At 48.3% G+C, this 23,432-nt stretch carries 15 protein-coding genes and 1 pseudogene; 7 read left to right on the forward strand and 9 right to left on the reverse strand.

Annotated features, from left to right (window positions below; translation table 11 throughout):
* Positions 1 to 679: 679 nt before the first annotated feature.
* The 6 genes from F0P93_RS31170 to F0P93_RS31195 form a co-directional block, all read right to left on the reverse strand.
* Positions 680 to 2,155, reverse strand: coding sequence for a serine hydrolase domain-containing protein (locus F0P93_RS31170; RefSeq protein ID WP_150881716.1), 1,476 nt, complete (start codon positions 2,153 to 2,155; stop codon positions 680 to 682).
* A gap of 63 nt (positions 2,156 to 2,218) precedes the next feature.
* Complete coding sequence (locus tag F0P93_RS31175; protein WP_150881717.1) at positions 2,219 to 3,013, reverse strand: helix-turn-helix transcriptional regulator; 795 nt, start codon at positions 3,011 to 3,013, stop codon at positions 2,219 to 2,221.
* Between the two features lie 397 nt (positions 3,014 to 3,410).
* Positions 3,411 to 3,887, reverse strand: coding sequence for an RES family NAD+ phosphorylase (locus tag F0P93_RS31180; protein WP_150881718.1), 477 nt, complete (start codon positions 3,885 to 3,887; stop codon positions 3,411 to 3,413).
* 18 nt (positions 3,888 to 3,905) lie between these two features.
* Positions 3,906 to 4,316 (reverse strand): Xre family toxin-antitoxin system antitoxin, encoded by a 411-nt coding sequence (locus tag F0P93_RS31185; protein ID WP_150881719.1) that lies wholly within the window; start codon positions 4,314 to 4,316, stop codon positions 3,906 to 3,908.
* A gap of 560 nt (positions 4,317 to 4,876) precedes the next feature.
* Positions 4,877 to 6,544 (reverse strand): non-ribosomal peptide synthetase, encoded by a 1,668-nt coding sequence (locus F0P93_RS31190; protein WP_150881720.1) that lies wholly within the window; start codon positions 6,542 to 6,544, stop codon positions 4,877 to 4,879.
* A gap of 44 nt (positions 6,545 to 6,588) precedes the next feature.
* The gene (locus F0P93_RS31195) at positions 6,589 to 12,582 is read right to left on the reverse strand and encodes a non-ribosomal peptide synthetase (RefSeq protein WP_150881721.1); all 5,994 of its coding nucleotides are present in this window, start codon (positions 12,580 to 12,582) and stop codon (positions 6,589 to 6,591) included.
* 313 nt (positions 12,583 to 12,895) lie between these two features.
* Here F0P93_RS31195 and F0P93_RS31200 point away from each other — a divergent pair, with 313 nt between their 5' ends.
* On the forward strand, positions 12,896 to 13,264 hold the full coding sequence (locus F0P93_RS31200) for a hypothetical protein (protein ID WP_150881722.1): 369 nt from the start codon (positions 12,896 to 12,898) through the stop codon (positions 13,262 to 13,264).
* A 517-nt stretch (positions 13,265 to 13,781) separates the two neighbouring features.
* Here the strand turns inward: F0P93_RS31200 and F0P93_RS31205 are convergent.
* Positions 13,782 to 14,687, reverse strand: a complete 906-nt coding sequence (locus F0P93_RS31205; protein ID WP_150881723.1) for an NAD-dependent epimerase/dehydratase family protein — start codon at positions 14,685 to 14,687, stop codon at positions 13,782 to 13,784.
* 577 nt (positions 14,688 to 15,264) lie between these two features.
* Here F0P93_RS31205 and F0P93_RS31210 point away from each other — a divergent pair.
* Complete coding sequence (locus F0P93_RS31210) at positions 15,265 to 16,188, forward strand: alpha/beta fold hydrolase (RefSeq protein WP_150881724.1); 924 nt, start codon at positions 15,265 to 15,267, stop codon at positions 16,186 to 16,188.
* 478 nt (positions 16,189 to 16,666) lie between these two features.
* On the opposite strand, the gene F0P93_RS31215 is transcribed toward F0P93_RS31210, so the two are convergent.
* Both F0P93_RS31215 and F0P93_RS31220 read right to left on the reverse strand, forming a co-directional pair.
* Positions 16,667 to 17,233, reverse strand: a complete 567-nt coding sequence (locus F0P93_RS31215) for a dihydrofolate reductase family protein (RefSeq protein WP_150881725.1) — start codon at positions 17,231 to 17,233, stop codon at positions 16,667 to 16,669.
* 584 nt (positions 17,234 to 17,817) lie between these two features.
* Positions 17,818 to 18,219, reverse strand: coding sequence for an integrase core domain-containing protein (locus F0P93_RS31220; protein WP_150881726.1), 402 nt, complete (start codon positions 18,217 to 18,219; stop codon positions 17,818 to 17,820).
* 180 nt (positions 18,220 to 18,399) lie between these two features.
* Here F0P93_RS31220 and F0P93_RS31225 point away from each other — a divergent pair.
* The 5 genes and pseudogenes from F0P93_RS31225 to F0P93_RS31245 all read left to right on the forward strand — a co-directional run bounded on the left by F0P93_RS31225 (position 18,400) and on the right by F0P93_RS31245 (position 22,924).
* A pseudogene (locus F0P93_RS31225) lies at positions 18,400 to 19,166 on the forward strand (integrase core domain-containing protein).
* 246 nt (positions 19,167 to 19,412) lie between these two features.
* Positions 19,413 to 20,777: a M14 family metallopeptidase gene (locus F0P93_RS31230; protein WP_191908977.1), complete on the forward strand. Its 1,365-nt coding sequence runs from the start codon at positions 19,413 to 19,415 to the stop codon at positions 20,775 to 20,777.
* A gap of 164 nt (positions 20,778 to 20,941) precedes the next feature.
* Positions 20,942 to 21,496: an alpha/beta hydrolase gene (locus tag F0P93_RS31235; RefSeq protein ID WP_150881728.1), complete on the forward strand. Its 555-nt coding sequence runs from the start codon at positions 20,942 to 20,944 to the stop codon at positions 21,494 to 21,496.
* 156 nt (positions 21,497 to 21,652) lie between these two features.
* The gene (locus F0P93_RS31240; protein ID WP_150881729.1) at positions 21,653 to 22,204 is read left to right on the forward strand and encodes a dihydrofolate reductase family protein; all 552 of its coding nucleotides are present in this window, start codon (positions 21,653 to 21,655) and stop codon (positions 22,202 to 22,204) included.
* Positions 22,205 to 22,525: 321 nt separating this feature from the next.
* Complete coding sequence (locus F0P93_RS31245) at positions 22,526 to 22,924, forward strand: hypothetical protein (RefSeq protein ID WP_150881730.1); 399 nt, start codon at positions 22,526 to 22,528, stop codon at positions 22,922 to 22,924.
* The last annotated feature ends 508 nt before the right edge of the window (positions 22,925 to 23,432 follow it).

Here is a 23,432-nt window from a genome sequence, read left to right on the forward strand (position 1 = left end):
AGATCGTCGCGTGTCAGGCAAGCCGCACGGCACCTTTCCTGGCGAACATCCTGAAGCCAGAGCGCTAAGTACTGGAAAATACGGTGTCAAAGACCTCCTGATTTCGTGGCAGATTTACAATCCCATCCGTTGAGAAAATCCGAAGCTACGTGGCTGCCGGGTCATTTATCAATGTAACATTTTCAATTCATCAGCTGACTTATTGAAACAAAACTTATAGCTTTATGATCCTAGCAGTGCTTAAGAAGAAAATAAGGCTTATCTTGGGTCAATAAGTTCGTTCACAAACCACCGCTCATTGGGTATATAGGGTCAGAAAGATTGGTTTTGCCCCAATAATCTTCGGGTTGTTGGAAAACCATCTGCTTGCTATGGCCGTTATTTTTTGATAAATTAGGTTTTGCAAAAATAGCAACCTGATAAAATGGACGCAAACATCAGTTTGACCAATCGCTTTTAAATCCTTCTACAATACTAATCTAGGGTGCCCAATACCGTAAATTAGTAACCAGACTTCATCTTACAAACAAGCGTTTGTCGAGGTCATTGCGTACACATCCCTTTAGTGCAACCAATAGCATCTTATAAAAAAGTCGTCAAATGGTGCCACCACCCATTAGTAGAATGCCTAACTTCGCACGGTTAGTATACCGACGTTGCAAACTATCGGTTAGCAACCCTACCTGAAACCTCCTGGTTTACGTTTGGCCCTAAAGCGCTCGCTTCCCTGGTGAATGACCAGCTCATACCCACCCTCAGCTTCCGTCTTCGCGAACTCCCAATTCAGTTGCTTGCTCGACAACAGGAAAAAACGTTGGGCACTAGTAAAATACATGCGCTCCGGTGCATCGGTTCCCGAGGACAAGTATAACTGCCCCTGCTGCTTGACAATCCGGAATTGCATCGAAGGACTTTCCAGATGATACTCACCCGGGTATAGAGATAAAACGGCTTCGCTGACAACCGCCAGTTTGCGTAGCTCCGGCTGGTAAAAACCCTCCCATTGATAAGTATATGCCACGCTGTTGATGATCTCTGGGATGATATCGTACTGATCGCCGTTGATCATCACCACCACGCCCCGTCCGCCATGCATTGAGCCGTAAAAATTACTCTTATACCCTACATTCGATCCTGCATGCTGGAAATAGGACTCGGCCCCCTTCCTGACCAGAAAGAAGCCTGGAGTAACCTGATTCGAATCCACTACCGGAGTCAGTAGTTCATTGATTTCTGCCCGACTCAGGAAATCCGGCTTCGTGCCACTCAACGACTGCTGGAGGGCCAGGACAAATTTGGCCAAATCTGTGGGGGTAGTCCATAATCCATCCGGCGCCAATTCCGGGTTGAGCGTGTATTTGCCCACTACTTCCTGCTGATCATTTACATAAGCCGTCGCCCAATCTGTCCATTCGTTTCCAAGGCGCTGGCTATACGTACTTTGGTTCATCGCCAGTGGCCTGAGTACCGTCCGGCTCACCACTGTGGCGTAGTCGCTGGCGGTTTGATCTTCGATGATTTTGCGGATCATCACCGTCCCGCCCCCGGAATACCGGAACCGTACACCCGGGAAATCAATGGATCGGATGGCTTCGGAATTGGCGGGCCGTTGCCCATCCAGGATCTGGTCCAGCGTCGGAAGCGTATCGGTACGGGCATAGCCGTTGAATCCCCCCACGCTCATACCCGCGGTATGACTCAGTAAGTGCTTTAGAGTAATCCGACGACCTGTTGAATAGGGATTCTCCGGCATTTTCCAACTCTTCAGGTAGGCTCTGATATCGGTCTGCAACGTTAATTTTCCTTCTTTCACAAGCCGTTGGACGGCCACGGCGTTGATCGATTTGCTAATGGAAGCAGCTTGATAAAGGGTAGAGGCCGTTGCGGGGCGGACACTGGCCACATCGGCCAGACCGTAGGCCTTGGCCCAGGCAATTCGGCCTTGATCAATGACAGCAATCGACACGCTGGCAACTCCATACGTTTTCATGCGCTGCCGCAGAGAGAAGAACTGGTAGGTGCTGTCGGCAAACTGGACGGTAGGCAACAGGTGGGTTTCTACGGCGGCCTGAGTAGCGGCTATCGGCAACGGGTCTTGGGCCTGGAGCGAGTTGATCCAGCCGGTCAATAGCAGAAGGTAGTAAACGGACTTCATGGTGCTTTTTTTGCAAAAAAAGCCAAAAGCCGGCAAAGGCGATAGAATGAAATTAGCCAGCCTTCACCATTTTTTGTAGGCCGAAGGTAATAAGCCGGTCAACTCCCGGAAGGTGCGAATAAAATGGCTCTGGTCGGCAAACCCACAGAGAAAGGCGATTTCACTCAACGAGTTCTTAGCGGTGTGAATCAAGCCGATGGCCTGCTCGATCTTTAGGCGACGGAGATAAGTTCCCAGCGTGCAGCCCTTGTATTTATGAAAGCCTTTGGAGAGGGTCACCGGATGCACCTGGGCTAGGCTAGCCAGCTCGGCCAGCGTCGGTGGAATCTGCCACTGATCCCGCAACCGCTGCTCAGCGAGGCGCATCCAGGTGGGTTGTCGTGCGGAAAAGGTATCCGGCGAGGATCCGATCAGATCCAGCAGCAACATAGCGCAGGCCGGATCCAGGGCATCCTGCCGCGTCCATTCCCGGTAAAGATTGACCAGCAGAACACGCGCAAAGGGATGGGTGGCTAAAGTCTGATTGCACGTACTTTCCTGCAGGTCGAATCGGCTCAGAAATGCCCTGCTGATTTCGACATTCAGGTTTTGGCTAGGGAAAACGGTGGTAGTAATCTGGTGAGCCTGTCCCGCGTGCATGAAAACGATATCACCCGCAGTTCGGTGAATCGAAACGCCGGGTTGCTTCTGTTCCTGGCAGCGCCCCTGCAACAAAAAGCTAATGTGTGCATTTTGGTGATAGTGCCAGGGACTCTGAGCGGTTTGGGGTTGATATACCGTGCGCCCGATGAGCAACCCATCGGCCTGTCTAGGGTCCAGGATCTGCCCGGAATAATTACCCGTCTGTAAAATAACCATCGGATAGAGTCGTCATGAGTCAACACAGTCGGGAAATTAGCAATAAAAAAACCTTCTCTCCAAACGCCCGCCGGGCGATGCTCCACCGCCACGTTTCTGCCTAACATCAAACCCACTATACAGTCATCAGCATCAATTGTCTAAGCCCCTCACGTAGTTAAAAACAAAATCTAAAAAGGATTTGTCACTAGCCATAAGGAGTGAAAAGAGAAGAAAAGGCGCTCGATTCAATCAGTAATTCATAACTTTCTGAACCTATCATTTTTGTAATCCAACAAGCGGCTACTCTGAGGTCAGTATGTTCGTTCAAAAAGGCATCAAGTAATTAACCCAGTAGAAAATATAAAATCAAAATAACTTGTCATCATTTGTGTAAGGGTATGTCAGTGTAATACCCTTAATTACTCCGGCGAGAAGAATCATACAAACGCTCATCGATTTCAAACCGCACGTTGCTGACCACCCGACAGCTAGAGTAAAGTGTATGGCGAGGATTAATGAGGTAGTTGTTCATGACGGGAATGATTGTGCTAGGGACCTCAACCAAGAGACGATCGGGCGCTCGTAACCAATCTAACAGAAACGTTTGAGAAGGTAAGGGCTGGTCACTCCCTGTCGCTCGCCAACCGTTGGGTAACTCATCCAGGCGGTAGGATCGCTTTGAATCAGGTACCTCAAGGGTAACCAGATAGTATTCGGGAATGCGTTTTGGATTAATATGGACTAACACCTCCAGCAGACTCAAGGCGGGAGACTCGGTCGTATAGAGTAATGAAAAGCCCTTGGGATTCCAGCGTCCACCGTATAAAGCCGCCCCTTGTCCTGACAGTGGATCATGCCGATAGGCCGCCTGTAGGAGTCGATACACTAACATAAAACTACTAATCAATCCTTAGAAAAAAATGCCGTGCTCAATACGGCCTAAGACATCATCAACTTGTGAAAGACCGGCGATCGTCGTTAACGTTTGCAAGGGGGTACGTCCATCTAATTCGCCTAAGGGATAGCGAAACCAATCCCGAAGGGCATCTTCATTTCCGCCATAGACCCGTAATCCATGCTGAATAATTCCTTTCAATAAATCTACGCGTTCACTCGTAGGGCCGGCCAATGTGGTTTGCCGACGCAGCCGATGCAGGGTGCTTTCAGATATTTGAAGAATAGGTGCCAGTTCTTTCAAGGTAACGCCTAACTGACTGGCCAGCTGGTTAAGTTGGAGGTCCAGCCCACCAGGTCTGATCCGGACGGGCCGACGGGCAGCAGAAGCAGTAGGCTGAGCTAACGAAGAATTGGTTGTTTTCATGGTTAATAAGAATCAGATGACAATTATACAACCTTCAACTGATCGTAACAAGTTCCCGTTCATTTATCTTGTCAGGATACCTTCAAACAGAGTTCAACATGATCCTGTTGAACAGTTAGTGAAGGTCATTGGGTTTTGTTCTTTGAATCTTTTTGGAAAGGGGAGGAAGGAAGCAGGACTGGATCAGCAGTTATAGCTTTCTGGACCTTTCTTTTTTTTATTACCCAACGAGAGGCTTCGCTGAGGTCAGTATGTTCGTTCAAAAAGCACTTAGAAAATAACCCAGAAGATAAAATCAAAACAACTTGACGTCATTTGTGTAAGGGTATTTCTGTGTAATAAAATCTATGCCAACGGAGTAAGCCTAACTCATATTTTTGCCAGTAAAAAATACCATAGTAATGAAAAAATGGTCACTGTTGAAAAAGTAGCCCACTTCGATGGACCTACTATTTAATTTGTTATTATTAGGGATGTGCATTGGCGTTTCAAAATAGAAGCAAGTCTCCTTTGCGACCAGCAAAAAAGGTTAAGATTCAGACCGCATGCATTCACCTGGTCTATTTCTTTAGCGCTATTCGCTTAAGCCAGGTGAAAATGGATGGCCACCGATTGGTTGATGAAGTGGTTTGTGGCGCTGCCAATTGAGCTACATGTCCCACCGATTTGGCATCACCAACAAGATTGGGCCCGGCGGCCAGCGACTTGCGATCTATTTTTCCATTAAGCGTAATGGGAAATCTTTCTACCTGAATAAACGTCGCGGGGATCATATAAGCCGGCAAACTATTTTTCAATGTAGCTTTCCATTGGTTAAGTTGGACCGCAAAATCCTGGTCCGTCAAGGACGTGGTCAGTATGAGATAGCCGATCAAACGGGGGGTTCCGGAACGATCTTCCCGGGCAACGACCACGGCTTCCCGAATTCCGTTCAGATTGCCCAGGGCATGTTCAATTTCACCGGGCTCGATGCGGTAGCCCCTAATTTTAATTTGCTGATCAATTCGCCCCAAAAATTGAATTTCGCCATCAGTCGTTAATTGTCCCAAATCGCCGGTCCGGTAAAGTAGTCCGGTCGAAGCAAATGGGTTGGGTAAAAATTTTTCATGAGTCAGATCAGGTCGGTTGTGGTACCCCCTGGCGACCCCATCACCGGCAATGCATATTTCGCCGGGACAATTTTCCTGAACCATTTGCTGCGTTTCATTCAATAAATAAACGCGCGTATTTTGAATCGGTCGCCCGATGGTGATCAGTTGGTCAGTTGGTAAAATTTGTTTGCCCGTCGAATAAATGGTGGTTTCGGTCGGACCGTAAAGGTTCCACAACGAATCGCACCGGTCGAGTAGTTGGTGAGCCAGCAGCGGTGACAAAGGTTCGCCACAGCACATAATTTTCAGGGGTAAACGGTGTTGCCAGCCCGCAGTAATCAATAGCCTGAAAGTAATTGGCGTAGCCTGAAGGATCGAAATGTGGTGCCGCTGGATGAGACCCAGCAGCGAACTGCCATTCCGCGTTGAAGGCGTATCCGCGATAACGAGTGTGGCTCCCACCAGCAGGGGTAAATACAGTTCGACTGCCGCAATGTCAAACGATACGGTTGTCACCGCCAGCAGACGGTCTTCTTTCGATATACCAGGCATGGTCACCATACTCCAAAGCAGGTTAACCAGGTTATGATGTTCAACCAAGACACCTTTGGGCTGTCCCGTTGAGCCGGACGTATACAGCACATACGCCAGATCGGCGCCCGATGTCGTACCCACCAGTGCCCCTTTGGCAAACCGGGAAGCGGACACGAGGGCATCTTCGACATAAAGCTCGCTGACGTGCGCATCGGTTTTGTCCTGATCTGCTTTCAACGTAACCAGAAATTGAGCGGCCGAATCCCGCAACATGAATTGAATCCGTTGCGGGGGAAACGTTGGGTCGATGGGCAGGTAAGCCGCACCGGTTTTCAGGATAGCCAACAGGATCAGAATAAGCTCGGGAGAACGGTCCAGGGCCACGCCAACCACATCCCCCGGTTTTACCCCTTGTTGGGTCAGGTAATGACTCAACTGATTGGCGGTTTCATTCACAACGCGATACGTTAATTCCTGATCACCGGCAACGATGGCAATTTTATCCGCAGATTGAAAGGCCTGTTGGGCAATCAGTTCATGGATTGGAATCTCCCGGGGATACTCAACCTGTGGACCGGAAGAGGATGAAACATTTTGAATCATGACGTAATAATGATAATGGATTCCTGACTGAACTAACCCTGGCGTTAGGCGGGTAGGTACGAAGTCAGAATACGGGCGATTTTTGAAATCGTTTCGTCGTTTTTAAAAAGCGAATAATGATCCCCGGGAATGGAATGGACGTCTACGCCCCCCAGCGCTAACCGGCTCCAGCCAAAGCTAATCTGTTTATGGGTATCGGTGGGCTTATCGTTTCCAACGGCACGCAAAAAAATAATTTTCCCGTTGTAGGGTTTAAAAGTGTACCGGCTATAGGCCTGCTGGTTGATGGTGACAAGCGGATTTTCTATCGGCAACGCCAACGTCTTGGGATCAGCTCCGTCAGCTTTAGGTACTTTGTCGTGTAAAGACTGCCGAAACCGGCTCAAAACGTACCCGCCCAGAAAGGGGATTTTTTTTCGAATTATTCGAAAAAGTAATCCGGGGCGTTTGGGTAATGACCGCCAGACATCGTAATAGTACTGCAGAAGTTGGGTGAGGGGCACCTGGTTGACATTATCCCGCGAGGGCTTGACGGGATAGCTATCAATTACGGCCAACAGGCGTACCTCTTTTCCCATCTGTTGAAGTCGCTGGGCCATTTCGTAGGCAATGATTCCTCCGAGCGAAAAACCGCCCAGGGCGTAGGGCCCGTCCGGCTGTTTTTCGAGAATCAGGTCAACGTAATAGGCCGCCATGGCATCAATACTCAGGAGTGGGGTACGAATGCCATCCAGTCCAACGGCACGCAGGGCGTACACGGGTTGATCGTCGGCCAGCTGGAGCGCGAGCTGATACACGTAGCCCACATCCCCGGATACCGGATGCATTAAAAAAAGGGGCGGCTTGTTGCCCTGCGGTTTTACCGCAACCAGCGACTCCCAAACCAGATCGGCATGGACGGAAGCTAGGTGCGTGGCCAGTTTGCGGATCGTCGGATTGGCAAAAACACTGCCGACGGGAATCGATAGACCGGTTTTTCGCTGGAGTTCCGCAATCATCTGAAAGGCTAGCAGCGAATGGCCACCGATGTCAAAAAAATCATCGTCCAAATCAATGACCGGAATCTCGAGCAACCAGCTCCAAATGGATTGAAGTAGGTTGGCCATGGGCCCGTCTAATGGCTGCGAATGGGAAAGCGAGCCGGGGTGGGGGTACACGTTATCGGGGACGGGTAAATCAACCGCGGACGGTCTAAGTAGTTCCGGACCCTGACCCAACAGAATCCCAAGTCGTTGATCAGGCTCGGCCACAATCGCCTTTAAAACCTTTATAAAACCATCAGCCATGGACACAATGGCTGATTCAGAAAACAAATCCGTCCGGTAATTAAACGTTACCAGCCTGGCCGCTTTGGTGTCCCGGAATGAAACATGCAGATCAAATTTGGCCACTTTCTGTTCCAGAAAAAGCATATCGATGGCCAGTTCATCCAGCTTCCAGTCTTTGGAATAATCTTCCTGATAATCAAACAGGACCTGCACCAAAGGGGCGTACGCCAGGGTACGGGGTAACTTCAGCGTTTCAACCACCTGCTCGAAGGGAAGATCCTGGTGGTCGTAGGCTTCCAGGGACCATTCCCGCACTTGCCGCAAAAGTTGTCGAAAAGTCCAGTCTGTCGAAAGCCCAATGCGCAGCGCCAGGGTATTGACAAAAAAACCAATGCTGTCGACTACATTAGCTTGACTGCGGCCCGCAATGGGAACTCCGACGACCAAATCGCTGGACTGGGTAACCTGAGCCAGCCAAACCGAGAAGGCGGTTAATAAACGAAGATAAATCGTTGTTCCCGGTTCCTGAACACTTCCCCGTAGCTGTTGCCAGAGATCATCGGCCAGTGGAATGGTGTAATCGGCACCCTCAAACGATTGGATAGCCGGAGCCGGTTTATCAAAGGGTAAAGCAACCCGGATTGGGATGCCGGTCAGGCGGTTTTTCCAATAGGTTCGTTCCCGTTCCACTCGTGAAGGTGCCAACCGCTTTGGCTGCGCTCTTGCATAATCTTCATACTGAATGGCTAAGGGTGGTAAGGAAATGGGCCCATTCCGAACAAACGAGGTGTAAAGTTGACTTAGTTCATGGGCGAAAACCCGGGTTGACCAGCCGTCATAAACCAGATGGTGAAACACCATCAGCAGCATCCACGAATCCGGATTCCGGTGTACCACCCGAAACCGAATCAACGGGCCTTGTTCCAGATGGAAAGGCAGGTAGGCTTCTTGCTGAAGCCAGTGTGACCAGACTTCTGTCGCATTGGCTTCGTTTTCATTCAGTTCGATCACCTGAAAAGGCAGCGAAAAGTCGGTGGTCGGTTGCTGAAACGGGACTCCGTTCGAATGCGAAAAGGTGGTCCGTAAAACAGCATGCCGGCGGACAATTTCAGCCAGACTTTTCTCTAAAGCCGGCACGTTTAGCGGTCCTTCAATTTTAAGTATAATTTGTACATTGTACGTGCCCCGCAATTCATGCATCTGGTGGATGATCCACAGCCGGTTCTGGGCATAGGACAAGGGTATGCCTTCGGGTGGTCTCTGCTCATGGGCGGGTTTCGGCCCGTCGATGGCCGTCGAATGATCCTTTGGCAGCTGATCCAGGTGGAGACTTAACCGGCGAAGGGTTGGGTAATCGAACACATCTTTCACCGATAGCTGCCGGTTAAACCGCTGATGAATGCGGGCTACTAACTGCATAGCGAGCAGCGAATTACCACCCAATTCAAAAAAGTTGTCCTCGCTACCCAAATCCGCATTTTTAAGCACCTCAACCCACAAAGACACCAGCGCCTGTTCGGTTCCGGTCAATTCCTCATGGGCTCCATTTCCGCTTCGAAATATGGCGGGTGGCAACAGGTTTTTGGCCACTTTACCATTGGCCGTCAGCGGCAGGGCTTCCACCGGCACAATCGCAGCCGGAATTAGGTGCTTGGGCAAGCGGGTTTGTAAAAACTGCCGGACTTCTTCGGTTACCAATTGGCAATCCGGTTTGGGAACAAGGTAGGCGGCCAGTTCTTGCTGACCCGATGGCGAATCCGTCAACGTAATGAAGGCTTCGCCCACCGCCGGATGCTGGCGGAGTGCGTACTCAATTTCGCCCGGCTCGATCCGGAAACCGCGAACCTTAACCTGATCATCCAGGCGCCCGATAAATTCAATCGCTCCGTCATTTCGATATCGTGCCAGATCACCCGTTCGGTAAAGTCGCCGACCCGGCTTCTGACTAAACGGGTCGGGAATAAACTTTTCTTTTGTCAGCTCAGGCTGGAATAAATACTCCCTGGCCAGGCCATCTCCACCAATTACTAATTCGCCCGCAATGCCCACCGGCACTACATGCAGGAATGAATCAACAATGTATAACTGGGTGTTTGTCAATGGCCAGCCAATGGGGACATTCGGTATATCCTCCTGGGCAGGGGGCAGGGAATAAAAACTGGCAAAGGTTGTACTTTCTGTGGGGCCATACACATTGCTGATCGTGCAAAGCGGTAGCTGTTGCTGGGCCCGCCGAAGGTGTTGGGCCGACGCAGCTTCTCCGCCGGTTAGTAGTTGAGAGAGGGTCGTAAGTGCAGACACATCACTATCAACAAGCACATTAAACAGGGCCGTTGTAAAAAAAACCGTGTTTACGCAGTGGTTCTGAATAGCGTCCTTGATGGCATGGAGGGTGGGTTGCTGATCTGTCATCAAAATTAATCGTCCCCCGTTTGCGAGCGTGGCCCAAAGCTCAAACGTTGAGGCATCAAACGCCAGCGGAGCCATTCCCAGCATAACGGTCGTCGAATCAAACTGGGCATAATTGGGTTCGTTGACCAACCGAACAATTCCCCGGTGGGGAATGGCCACACTTTTAGGGTGTCCCGTAGAGCCCGACGTAAAGAGTACATACGCCAACTGGTCGATGCTGGCTGGCTGGGCCAGATTGCAGTCCGCTTCGCTGGTCCAGAGGGGCTGAGGCTGATCCAGCACCACGCACGTAACTCCCGCCGTCGCTAGTCGGCTCATCCATTTTTGTTGAGTAACCAGGTAGCGAACGTCAGTCTGTAGACGCAGCTCCTCCAGCCGGGTAGCCGGATACGCCGGATCCAGTGGTACATAGGCACCACCCGCTTTTAGAACCGCCAATAGACCAACCACCATCTCGACCGAACGTTCCAGGCAAATTCCCACGAGCGTTTCGAGCTGAACACCTTTCTGCTGCAAGTACCTGGCCAGTTGATTCGCCCGCTGGTTCAACTCCCCATAGGTTATCGAATTACCTCCGCAGTACAGCGCTTCGTTTAACGGGTGTTCTTTAACCTGAGCTTCAAACAATTCAACGATCGTTTGATCCCAGGGATAAGGTCTGTTCGCCACGTTCCAGTCCTTTAGAACGCGTTGCTGTTCGGCAGTCGAGAGTAAAGAAATGGCTTTTAGTGGTTGCGCCGGTTGATGGACGACATTCTCTAGGACAACTTCCCAGCGGTTAATTAAATCCGCTACCTGCGCATCGGTCCAAACTGCAGGATTATAAACGATTTGGCAGGGGTCGGAATCGGAAAGAATCAACGTCAACGCGTTTGGATACAAGGGCTGTTCATCCGGCCTGGCCGTCTGGTAAATCACAATTGGGGACGTAGATTCATTGAACAGCTTCGCCTTTGCCTGGAGCGCAGGTTGGGTCAGTAACCAGTCACGGGCGAAAGAGCGGTGCTTTACAGTGATTGCTTGCTCGTGTTGTGTTGCCGCCACCGCTTTTGCAAAATCCGATTCCAGATCAAAATCAATCGTGAATGGCAAGCAATCCACAAATAAATCCGCTGTTTCAATGGCTATCTGCCGGCTTACTGGCCCGCTATATCCTACGTGAATCGCGTGCTCATTGTTCAGCCGGGCAACCACAATCAGAAACGCAGTCAGGAGCTGATCCGTTTTGTTTGTTCCCTCCAATTTCGTTAAGGCCATTTCGACGGCGGATGACAGATCGGCCTTCCTATAGTCAACGGCTTTTTCAAGGCTTTCGGTTATTTGTACAGGCGTAGAAACACCAATCGATGTGGGCGAGAAACGGTTGATTTTCTCATTCCAATAGGCCTGATGGGGACTACAAAGATCTTCCCATTGGTAGTACAGCTCAAGTGATTTTTCGGACTGACCCAATTGCTGACCAGCTGCCAGGCTTCCCATTGAATAAAATTCCGGCAGAGCAATTCCCTTTCCCGCTCGTGTAGTCAACGCTCGAATGCCCAACAAGCCCTGGCCCGTTGTTATCACCAGCACGTCAGATTTTAGAAAGGCAACCGTTCCCGGTGTATAAGGCCGGTGGTCTGCCGACTCGCTTACCTCACTGAGGTCTGTAACGAACAGGACATCATTATTGATTCTGATTTTGAGATAACCAAACGGATTAGGGTGAAAACCAAAATTAAGTGCCCGGTGCAGGTTGATCACCTGGCTGGCTGATTGGGTCCAGTCTATGAAAGTATGGGGTCTTTTTGTGAGACCATAGTAGGTCCGTTGAGTCAGGTCCTGAGAGAAACTTGGAAGCGGACCCAAGCGCATTTCTTCCACCAGTTCGCGAAACGCAGCGACGGCCGCTGCGTAACATTTCATGTTCAGGCTAATGGAGGTTTCATCCGGTACAATGGGGACTATACTTTGCTTTAGTATGGGCCCCTTATCAATGCCCTCATTGACCAGGTGCCAGGTAATCCCGTGGGTTGTTTCGCCATTAACCAACGCCCAAAATGTGGCATGGACACCGGCGTAAGCAGGCAGAGGACCATCATGATAATTTATGGTATGCAACCGGGGAAGTTGCAAAATTTCCTTTGAAAGAATATAGCCGTTTGAAATACTAAGTAAATAATCGAAGGGCTCCGCTTCTAAAATCGAAACAAAAGGGGCTGTTGCATCAATACAGTTTAGACCCGACTCCGTGCAATACTTCCACACCTGTGGATCTGTACTGATAACACCTTTCACCAGCAAACCGTGCTGGCCCAAGATGCTCATGCATTCAAGGAGAAGGGTACCACCCCCAATTAAAAAACAGGTATACGGCATAGTGGACTAGCAACAAAATTATGGATAAAAGTTTAAGCAACATGTTGGAATTTCCTACTGCTGTATTCAAAAGGGGATAGATAACCCAGAATAGGAGGGATACCCTTGTCTTTAGCGGTCGCTCTTAATGATCCCTTGGCCACTGAGAGCTCTCGGCGCCATTTTCTTAAATTTGTCCGGGGGCGCCCGTGCGATCATGTTGTCTCCTTGTTTTCATTATCCACTAAGTTAGTTCATGTTTAACTCAATGTTCAGTTAAATGGAGTAAGGCCGGTACTTTTAGTATGCGGCCTAGCTGATCCGGAATCAGACCTTGATACTGCTGGATAATTACGAGAGCAATGGGCACAGCAATATGAAATTGAATGCCCTCCGAATTTTGGATCACGCGCCCTTACAGGTATTAAAAGAATCCCTGGCTTTCATCTATGCCAAAGACATAACCCGGCGGGGGACTGATTACGCCGTCAGCCACTTCAATCAATTGAAATCAGATACGTTGCATTATTATCTAAATGGGTTCGAGCTCGACTATGTGGGCCATCAACTGATTTCTGCTCACCAACCCGGACCAGGCCTGGAAACGCTGCGGCTTTTGACACAAATGAGACCCGATAACTGGTTTATTTATTACAGGTACGGAAAAGCCTTATTGGAATCCGGAAAGAGGAGGCTGTTATGACAATCACCAAATCGCAGTTGCTGTCTCCTAACAACCCTGAAGTTAAACAACTGGTAGAGCAGCTAAAAGAAAACTAGCAGACTGTGTTCAGGACACTTTAAGTGCAGACTGCCAAGTCAAACGTCCATTCCGGCGTTCACATAGTTTATAATGTTTTCTTTAGAATTGGAAAGGGGAGAAGAGAAGCGGTGATCAGCATTTCATAACTTTTTAAGTCTACCATTTCCAACCGCAAACAAGGAGATCATTTTGGGTCAGGATATCGGTTCAGAAAATGGATATCAATTAATACTTCTGCTGATAACAATTACCGCTTATTTCGTCTCAAAAGGAGATTTTTGTGGTCGAGCGTGCTGCTTGTCCTCCTGTTTACCAGTAAAGGTTCATACACTTCTGGACAAGCTCCGGGTCTACCAACCTGTTGTTATTGCTACAATGGACCGCCTTTTAGGTAGCTACGGTCGTGTAGTCATACGAATAGCCTTCCTATTGGATGGATAAAATGGCTGAGGGTAGGTCATGTATTTCTTTTTACATACTTCTGCCAGTTATGTTGTTCCCTGAAGCCCAGCACTTCCCGGATTTTGCGATTGGAAAATAGGGCTTCATACTCGCCTAATTCGCGATGAAAAGGCACGCCGGGAAAGAATTGTTCCGCCAGTTCTCTACTGGGAAGAATAGCCCCATTTTGGTCATTTCCGGCATTGAACACTTGATAGCCCAGCCCATCTTTTCGCAAACATAAGTCTACAATCTGGCCCAGGTCCCGCGCATCGATATAACAAAAAGCGTTCCGGCGACGTACTTCAGGGTGAGTCAGATAGTAGGGGAACAGCTCTTCGTATTCGTGGGGTTCAATCACGTTACCGATCCGAAGGGCATAAATATCCACGCCCGAGCGTCGCTGAAAGCTACGGGCCGTTTGTTCATTAACGACCTTTGATAAGCCGTAGCTATCCATTGGATCGACGTCATAGTCCTCTTCTAGGGGCAAGAATTTCGGGTTGGTTTGACCATCCGAAAAGCAGATGCCATAGGTGGTCTCCGAAGAAGCAATAATAATTTTTGGAATGCCCAGTTTAACCGCGGCTTCAATCACATTGTAAGTACCCAGGGTATTGGCTCGAAATGTCTCATTATCGGGTTTGAGTAAAATGCGGGGCACGGCGGCAAAATGAACGACGGCATCAAAGTGGGGTATGCCCGTACCTGGCTCCAACTCATCGAAGCTGGCATACGCACTGAGGGCGTTAAACATTTGACCCGAATCGGTGGTATCAGCAATCAAATTGGTGACCCCTGGGTGATGCAGCGGACTCAGGTCCACATTCATCACGGTATGGCCTTGCTCAAGGAGGTAGGCAATGACGTGCTTGCCGGCTTTCCCTGATCCCCCGGTAAAACAGATTCGCTGTTTAGTCATGAATGGTGTTGGTTAATGCGTTTGAGTTAAAGTCATAAAGGTCGTAATGCAAATTAACTGATAAACGAAGTTTAGTTAGATATTGGGGCTGCACCGAGGAACCAGGTACTTATATCCACAGGACTAATTTTATGACTATCAATCTGCCTAAATTTTGCGCTGGTTACCAACGCATTAAATAACTCATTTCTGAGCTGACACGTATAAAAAGCAAGTTGTTGAAAAGGTGGCTGCCGCGGGGAAAAAGGGCAAAAGCTAAAGAAGGAATTCATACCTGTCTGAGCTGATCATTTTTCAACACAATAAGAGCCTCATCCGGGATCAACATACCGGTTCAATTAGGAGTAAGAAATTGATTCAATAGAACTTGTAGATGGTTCTCGCTGAGCACTAGGACCCTATACCGAAAAGATGCGGTTCTCCATGTGCATCTGGTAGCATGGCTGCCTGCGCCCGCAACCTTGCCCCCTTATGCCTTATTTAATTTAGGGGGCTAAGACAGTAAACTAAAAGCATGCTCAGTCGTTCATAGTACATCGGTTTACTCAGCGTTACCTTAATAGAACTACTGACCCATATGACCCTAAATTATATCCGGCGTGGTGCTGGCAAACCGCTGTTACTGCTCCATGGCCTTGGTAGTTCCCTGAAGACCTGGGACCTTATTCTGGATGAGTTGGCCTCCCAGCGGGACGTAATTGCCTTGGACCTCCCCGGTTTCGGCCAATCGCCTGCCCTAAACGGGGAGGTATCTATTCCCACCCTGGCCGATGCGGTGACCGACTTTTTAACCCAGCACCAGCTCTTGGGTATCGATGCCGTGGGCAATTCGATGGGCGCGCGTCTGGTACTCGAACTAGCCCGGCGGGGCAATGTGGTCGGGGCTGTCGTATCGTTGGATCCAGGTGGATTTTGGCAAGGCTGGCAGGTAGCCTATTTTTATCAGTCGATTCGTCTATCGGCTCAGTTATCCCGCCTTATTCAACCGATTTTACCGCCCCTTGTCGGCAATCCCATTAGCCGAACGCTGCTGCTCGCTCAATTTTCTGCCCATCCCTGGACGGTCCCAGCCGGGGCAGCGCTCAATGAATTTCGGGCGTTTTTACCCACCCCCAGCTTTACTAAACTGCTAGATAGTCTGGCTTATGGTTCCCCCCAACAGGGAGCTCCGGTTGGCTCCATTCCCAACCTGGTCATTGGCTGGGGGCGTCAGGACCGAATTTGTCCGCCTAGTCAATCCAAGCTGGCCCTAAAACGGTTTCCTGACGCTCACTTACACTGGTTTTCGAACTGTGGCCACTTTCCGCAACTGGATGTGCCCGCCGAGACGGTTGCACTGATTCTGGCTGTCACGGATGGACGCTATAGCCCTCAATTTCCAGTCCCTAGCTTGGTGCAGCCTTCTATATCTGTAGAGAAAATCTTTATAGGTTTGAGTGCAGCGGTTCTCGTAGTGGGTCTGGTTCTCGCCTTCGGTGGAAAAAAAAAGCCTCAAACGTGATGACGTGGTACCTTATTCTACCAGATACAGTCAACAGGAAAGGAGTCTTGGACCGGCCCCGATACGCAATTTAATAGCTTTGTGACTTATCATTTTTGTCAACCGCAAGGAGGTTGCTTTGGGGTCAGTATGTTCGTTCAAAAATGTATTAAGAAATTGACTCAATAAACGATATAAAATCAACTTGACTCATCATCCTTTGTGTAAGGGTATTTCAGGGTAATACAGATAATTCATACCTTATTGACACTATCACCCTTTAATATAAATGAGGAGCCTATTTTGGGTCAACAAGTCAGTTCACAAGGTGCCGACCTTGAATGTTGAACAAAAAGGAGAGTTATAATGTAAACGTCGGTATCCATTTGAATAGGCATGATAAACAAATCCCTTTCGAAGCTAAAAGGAGCCTTTTAGTAGGACAACCATCAGACCACTTCTTTAAGTATTTTGTCGGAATCTAGAAGTAAAAAGTTACTTATCGCGCCGAATAATGTAACGTCACTACTCCTGACCCAAGCGTTTTTGATTCCAGCAATTTCAATTTACTCATTGGTGTATTGTTGTCGAACAGATTTATACCTGCTCCTAATATGACCGGATGTAGCGTTAATTTATATTCATCAATCAGTCCCAGATTCATCAAACTTTTGGCCAGACCAGGGCTTCCGAATATCACCAGATCTTTGCCGGGTTGCTGTTTAAGCGTGTTCACTTCTTCTACTAGATTGTCCTTGATCAGCGTCGTATTATTCCAATCTGCACTGGGCAAGGTTGTTGAAAAAACGATTTTCGGAATCTGTTGCACCCATCGTGCATGGTCAAGGGAATGTTTGTCAGCATTAGGATCGTCCAAAACAGTAGGCCAGTAACCTGCCATTAATTGATACGTATTCTTACCGTAGACAGGAGCGCCTACGGTTTTTACCAGCTCGTCGGCGAATTGTTGCAACTCCTCATTGTAGGACAAGAACCTCAAGCCGCCGGCAATGTCGCCGGCAAAACCATCTAAGGAAATATGGGCGAACAAAACTAGCTTTCTCATATCGTTTACAGTTTGCACAAAAGTAAACAGGGCTAGGTACGTTCCTAAAGGTCAATCGCGACTATTTGAGGGTGTTTTGCGACCTAACTGTACCTAATCTAAACGATAGTTAAGCTGGTGGATATTGTCCAGCTATCGACAGCTATGTTAGCATTTCTTAAAACGCCCTCTCGGACGACAAAACAATATACACGAAACATGGTTGATGTTTCGTCCTTTTAAAGGAGCGTTTAATTAGAATACGTTCCTATTCACCACAATACGAAAAAACGTGTTTTGTAGAACAAGATGGGCAAAATAAATGCCCCGAAGGACATCTAATTACAACGTACATGACAGGGGTTTCATGAAAAGAGAGTGGCTATTGCACAACTCTACCTTTGTTTGCTTATAGCATTATTTATCAGATGATTTATGCGGTGTAATTTGTTGATTGATAAGGGTCATCTGCATCGAGATGATCTTCCATTCATCGTTTCTCTTTTCAAAAACATCAACTCTCCATTTATAATCAGTATCGCCTTTTTTGTATTGGCGAAAGGGTATGTCCTTACCCCGTTCGGTGAGCCAGTTTTGACTGGAATTTAAGCTGACTGCCGATATTCAACCGGCGTCATAAACTGCAAGGCCTGATGGGGCCGTTCATTGTTGTACTCTACTAGCCAGGCATCCACCGTTTGGCGTACATGCCGGATACTCGTAAAAATGTGAGCATCCAAAACCTCCCGGCGAAACGTCCCATTGAATCGTTCGATATACGCATTTTGGGTTGGTTTGCCCGGTTCGATCCAACACAACTCAATCGATTTATCTCGACACCAAGCTTGCAAGTCCTGACTGATAAACTCGGGCCCGTTATCACTGCGTAGCCGCTCTGGCTTACCATGCCGCTCAACCAGTTGATCTAACAAGCGGATAGCTCGCTGGGCTGGCAGTGAATAATCCACTTCGATACCCAAGGCTTCCCGCCGGGTGGCCGGTGCCATTGTAATCGTCGACTACATTCAAGGTGCGAAACTTGCGCCCTCCGGTTAAGTTATCAGACGTAAAGTCCAATGACCAGCACTGATTACAAGCCGTTGTGACCTTGGCCCTGAAAAGTGGACACTCATTGAGTAGAGAAAATCGGGCGATTTTGATAACTTAAACAGATAGAAAAATCGCTTATGAAAAGACGGCAGCGGCCGACCGTCAAATTCACCGAAGCGCAGATTGTTTTCGCCCTACGTCAGGCTGATACTGGCGTACCCGTGTCAGAGGTTTGTCGGAAGATGGGAGTGAGTGACGCCACGTATTACAATTGGAACCGCGGCGGCGGACCGCAAGAAGTACGCTGGTCTGGGAGTTCCTGAACTTCGGAGGCTTCGACAATTAGAGGAAGAAAACCACCAATTAAAGCAGCTTGTAGCCGACTTGAGTCTGGACAAGCAAATGCTACAGGATGTGCTCAAAAAAAAGCTTTAACGGGGCCGCCCGGGCGGTGGATAATTTTAGCCGCCAGTGCTTGGCAATTCATGTCGGACAGTCACTGAAAGGCGATGATGTTGTCACTGTAATGAATCAATTAAAAGCTGTAAATTTAGCAGTGCCGAACCGGATACAGCGGGGCCGCCCGTGCAGTGGATAATGGAAGCGAATTTATTTCAAAGGCCCTAGATAAATGGGCGTATGATAACAAAGTAACGTTAGACTTTTCGCGTCCTGTAAACCCACGGATAACCCTTTTATTGAATCTTTCAATGGCATTTTCAGGGACGAATGTTTAAACGCGCACTGGTTCTTATCTTTGGATGATGCTCAGCAAAAAATCGAAGCTTGGCGACAAGAATACAATAGCTTTCGGCCACACAGTTCGCTGGGAAATCTGACTCCTAAGGAAGTCGGAATGCAGGAGAAAAAGAAGGAAAATACATGCCCGATTCTCCAGTTTTGACTGTCCAAGATTTGGGCTAAGGTCATAACGTCCGGCCCTCAAATTAGCCACTGTCCGGAATTTAGGCCAAGACCAGTCAATATTTTTGACTACGTAACCGGAACCAAAAAACTATAAAAAACATACATGCTATACGACGTTTGGTCTAAACAGAGTAAGAACATTTCATTTAGTCTCTTTTCGGACTAGTGCGTCATGAGTAGCAATACGGACGTTTTTCAATTCCTCTACTTGGTTAAACGGGTTATGGCAAAATCAATCAAGCAATTGTTCAATCGACGGAGCTTTCTCGGGTTGGCCGGTCTATCGACATCCTCGTTCGTGATGCCGACTTTCCTAAACGGCAACAAAGGCGATATATCCCTCCGCGTCGCGCAGGAACCTACCCCGGATTACCAGACGCTGCGGGAAGGCGAGGCTTATTTCGATACAAATAAAATTGTGATCTCCGCGTACAAGTCCATGCGGTTTTATAAAAAGAAAGAGCTTAGCTATCATTACGATCAGATACGGGTTTACCGCATGGAATGCCCGGATTTTAAATTTGGAACGGATTACAGTGAATATTTCCGAACGCTTGACCACAAAAAAGCAACCTTGATTTTTCAGGGAAAAATGGAGCCTTCGCTGGATAACAAGTTTCGGTATGAAGACAATGACATCAAATTGGGCACGGTTTACTGCTATTGGATTGGTTCCGCTCTGGGCGTACCGGAAGGACCCTTGCCGGTGAAGGCGCGGGACCCGGAAATCTGGTGGCCGTACGAAACGGTTCAGAAACGGGTCAGCGAGCTCCATAAGAATTATCCTGCGCTCGTTCAGGTCAATCAAATTGGGGTAACGACCAATAAAAGACCCCTGGTTAGTCTGAAAGTGGGTCAGGGCAAGCGCTGCATTGCCCTGGTTGGGGCCGTCCATGCGGGCGAAGCCGGTCCCGAAATTATTCTTTATGTGCTGGAAAACCTCCTGAAAAACCACCCTGACTTGCTGAAAAAAGTGTCGGTGGTTGCCATTCCGTCGGCGAATCCGGATATGCGGGAGCGGCAGGTGAAAGGGATTCCTTGGTACCTTCGCCGGAATGCGAATCTGGTGGATATCAATCGAAATTTTCCGGCAAATTGGGGCGACGTGGAGACAACCTACGGGTATTCAACCGATGATCCCCAGTCGAATACCTACCGTGGGGCCTTTGCGGAGAGCGAAAACGAAACCGTCGCCATCATCCAGTTTATGAAAAGTCACAAACCAGAAGTGATCTTTTCGTATCACTGTTTGGCCAGCATAGCGGGACAAACCTTAGCGGCTTCCAAGGATGGGCTGCAAAGCAAATCCTTTGTCGATCGGAGCAATGCCGTTGCCAACACGCTCTGGCAGGGCATGGCTAACCGGGATGCGGCTCAGGAGAAAGTATACTACCTCTGTACGGCGGGCAGTATGCCGACCTGGAGTTACAAAGAATTAAATACGCCCGCTTTTGATATTGAAGCACCGTTTGAAGCCGTTGATTTAGCCCAGTGTAAAACCGATCAGACCGATCGGGCGCTCTTAAAAAAGTACCAGGAAATGCATTTGCGCGGCATTACGGCCGTTCTCAAAAGTATAGCTTTCTGAGCCTGATTAATCAGAACAATAAAAGTGGCTTATTCTGACCCAGAATATCGTTTTAAAAAATGACAGATAGTCGCAAACTCCCCTTCTTTTTGACGCAATTGCACCGGGCGATAGAACCGGGTCTGCTTTACCTTTGACCGACACCAATGAAATAGCAAGCAACCATGAGCAGTATCAACAAGAATTTGCTATTTATACAGGGAGGAGGAAGTACAGAAGACTATGAGGCCGATAAAAAACTCGTTGATACCCTACAAGGCCTCTTAGGAGAAGCTTATGGCATGCATTATCCTCTCTTACCAAATGAGTCCATTCCGGATTTAGGCAGAATCAAGCAGATTGACAACGCAATTTCGCTGATTGAAGGAGAACTTATATTGGTGGGGCACTCGTTAGGCGCTTCCATGCTTCTGAAATACGTTTCCGAAAACGAAATCAGGAAGAAGATTACGGGCATTTTTCTACTCTCTACCCCATTTTGGAGCGGGGAGGAAGAGTGGAAAAAAGGGTTTAAGCTGAAAGAAGATTTTGCGGATCAGCTGCCCAGCGACATTCCGGTTTTTCTTTACCACTGTCAGGATGATCAAGAGGTGCCGTTCGCACACTTTGCTATTTATCGCAAAAAGCTTCCCTGGGCGACTTTCCGCGAACTAGCCAGCGGTGGTCACCAATTGAATAATGATCTCACGATAGTTGCGAATGATATTTTAGCCTTATAAGAATCAACGGGCAGGTGCTGGAGCGAACCATGCCGACCACCTTTCATGCTTCGATCCCTTATAAAGGGTGGGTGTTGCAACTGTTTTGGCGGGGATCGCCCGAATAATAGTTGATGTCAGCGCTTATTTTTGAATTACAACCCAAAGAACACTACGATGAGAACGGTAACATTCGGAATGAATATCAGCCTCGATGGCTATTGTGACCACACTATTTTCAAGCCCGATGAAGAGGTGCATGATTATTTCACCAGCATGCTGGCCGAGGTTGATCTGCTTTTTTTCGGCCGTATCATGTATCAGCTCATGTTTCCCTTTTGGGCTGATGTGGCAAAGAATCAATCCGGCACCGATGATGAAATTCGATTTGCCGAAAGACTGACTGCGATCGATAAAGTGGTTATTTCACGGTCATTAGACAACGTGGAGGGTAATGCGCGAATTGTTCGTAGCAACCCGGCTGAAGAACTCCTGAAACTAAAGCAACAACCGGGTAAAAAAATATCCGTAGACAGTGTAAGCCTGCTTCCGGAATTGATCGCAGCTGGCTTGATCGATGAATACCATTTGGTTGTCCATCCGGCGATGGTTGGTAAAGGCCGACCCTTGATCAAGGGCGGCAGTCTTCCGGAAAAGATTGATTTAAGACTGGTGGACACGATCGTTTTCAAATCCGGGTGTGTGGCGCTTCACTACTGGAAACCGTGACGCACGGGCTTAATCAGCAATGGATAGCTTTCTGAACCTACCATTTTTGTAATGCAATAAGAGCCTGATCTGGGGTCAGTTTGTTCGTTTAAAAATGCATCAATAAATTAACCCAGTAGAAGATATAACATCAAAGTAACCAATCATCATTTGCGTTATAGTATTCCAGTGTTATACACGACTCTGTAGTCTGTTCATGGAATAGCCTTAGTTTGAGTGGAGCAATTGCGAGTAAAGTACCCCTAAAAATGACTTATTAGGTAGCTTAACGTTTGATTATACAATTAGCTGACATGCGTGTATTTGCTAAATTTTCTTAGCATGAGCCTACCTAAATGGATGCGAATCAGTCTATGGATTACGGCCGGGCTGAATCTGATTGGTGCGATTATTTTTACGCCGAGCTTCCACTTTGGCCGACAGATAATGGACTTGCCTTCGACAAACCATCCGCTTTATCTGTGGATTATCGCTGAATTCATCTTTATCTTCGGTGTTGCCTATGCATATTGTGCTTTTACTGGCCATGCACCCCGAATTTTAATCGGGGTAGCCGCAGCCGGTAAACTTGCTTTCTTTGCCACGCTGGTTGGGTTCTGGCTTTCGGCCGAATTGCCAGTAAAGGTCCCCATATTGGGCAGTGCAGACCTGATTTTCGGTTTGCTATTTCTATGGTGGCTCAGGCAAACGCCTGGTGATCGAGCCGGAGGGTCTTCCTGACATAATAAGCTAAAGTACTTAATCGAGAGCGGGTAATGATTCAGGATGGTTTCGAGTTGAATCTCAACTAGACCATTGGTCAGGTACTATCTGGACACAAACTAACCCCTGGTTGCTTTTAGAGGATGATACAAAAACGTTACTGGGCCGGGCCGTCTCGGGCCGGTGCGATCGCCATCCGCCGGGCGGCCCCGTCACGAAACTATGTTCCTTTTTCAGCTTCACGCATGAGTTTGTGCAATAGTTTTAAAAACAACTGCCAACACTACACCTAAAGCACACTATCGATTAAACGTCCATTCCGACCTTCAAACCGTTCCGTTTGGTTTCATTAGAATTGGACTCGGAGTGGTGCGTCCCGGCGGGGAACCGCACTGCGAGGCCGAAGCCAAAGGAGAAGGGAAACCGATTTCGGATCAGTATTTATACCTTTCTCATCCTGTCCTGATCCCGTTAAAGTGAGCCAGTGAAAAGTAGGGTAAAAAACTTAACTTTCACTAGTCATCGA

Source organism: Larkinella humicola (assembly GCF_008727875.1).
In the GTDB taxonomy this organism is placed as follows: Bacteria; Bacteroidota; Bacteroidia; order Cytophagales; family Spirosomataceae; genus Larkinella; species Larkinella humicola.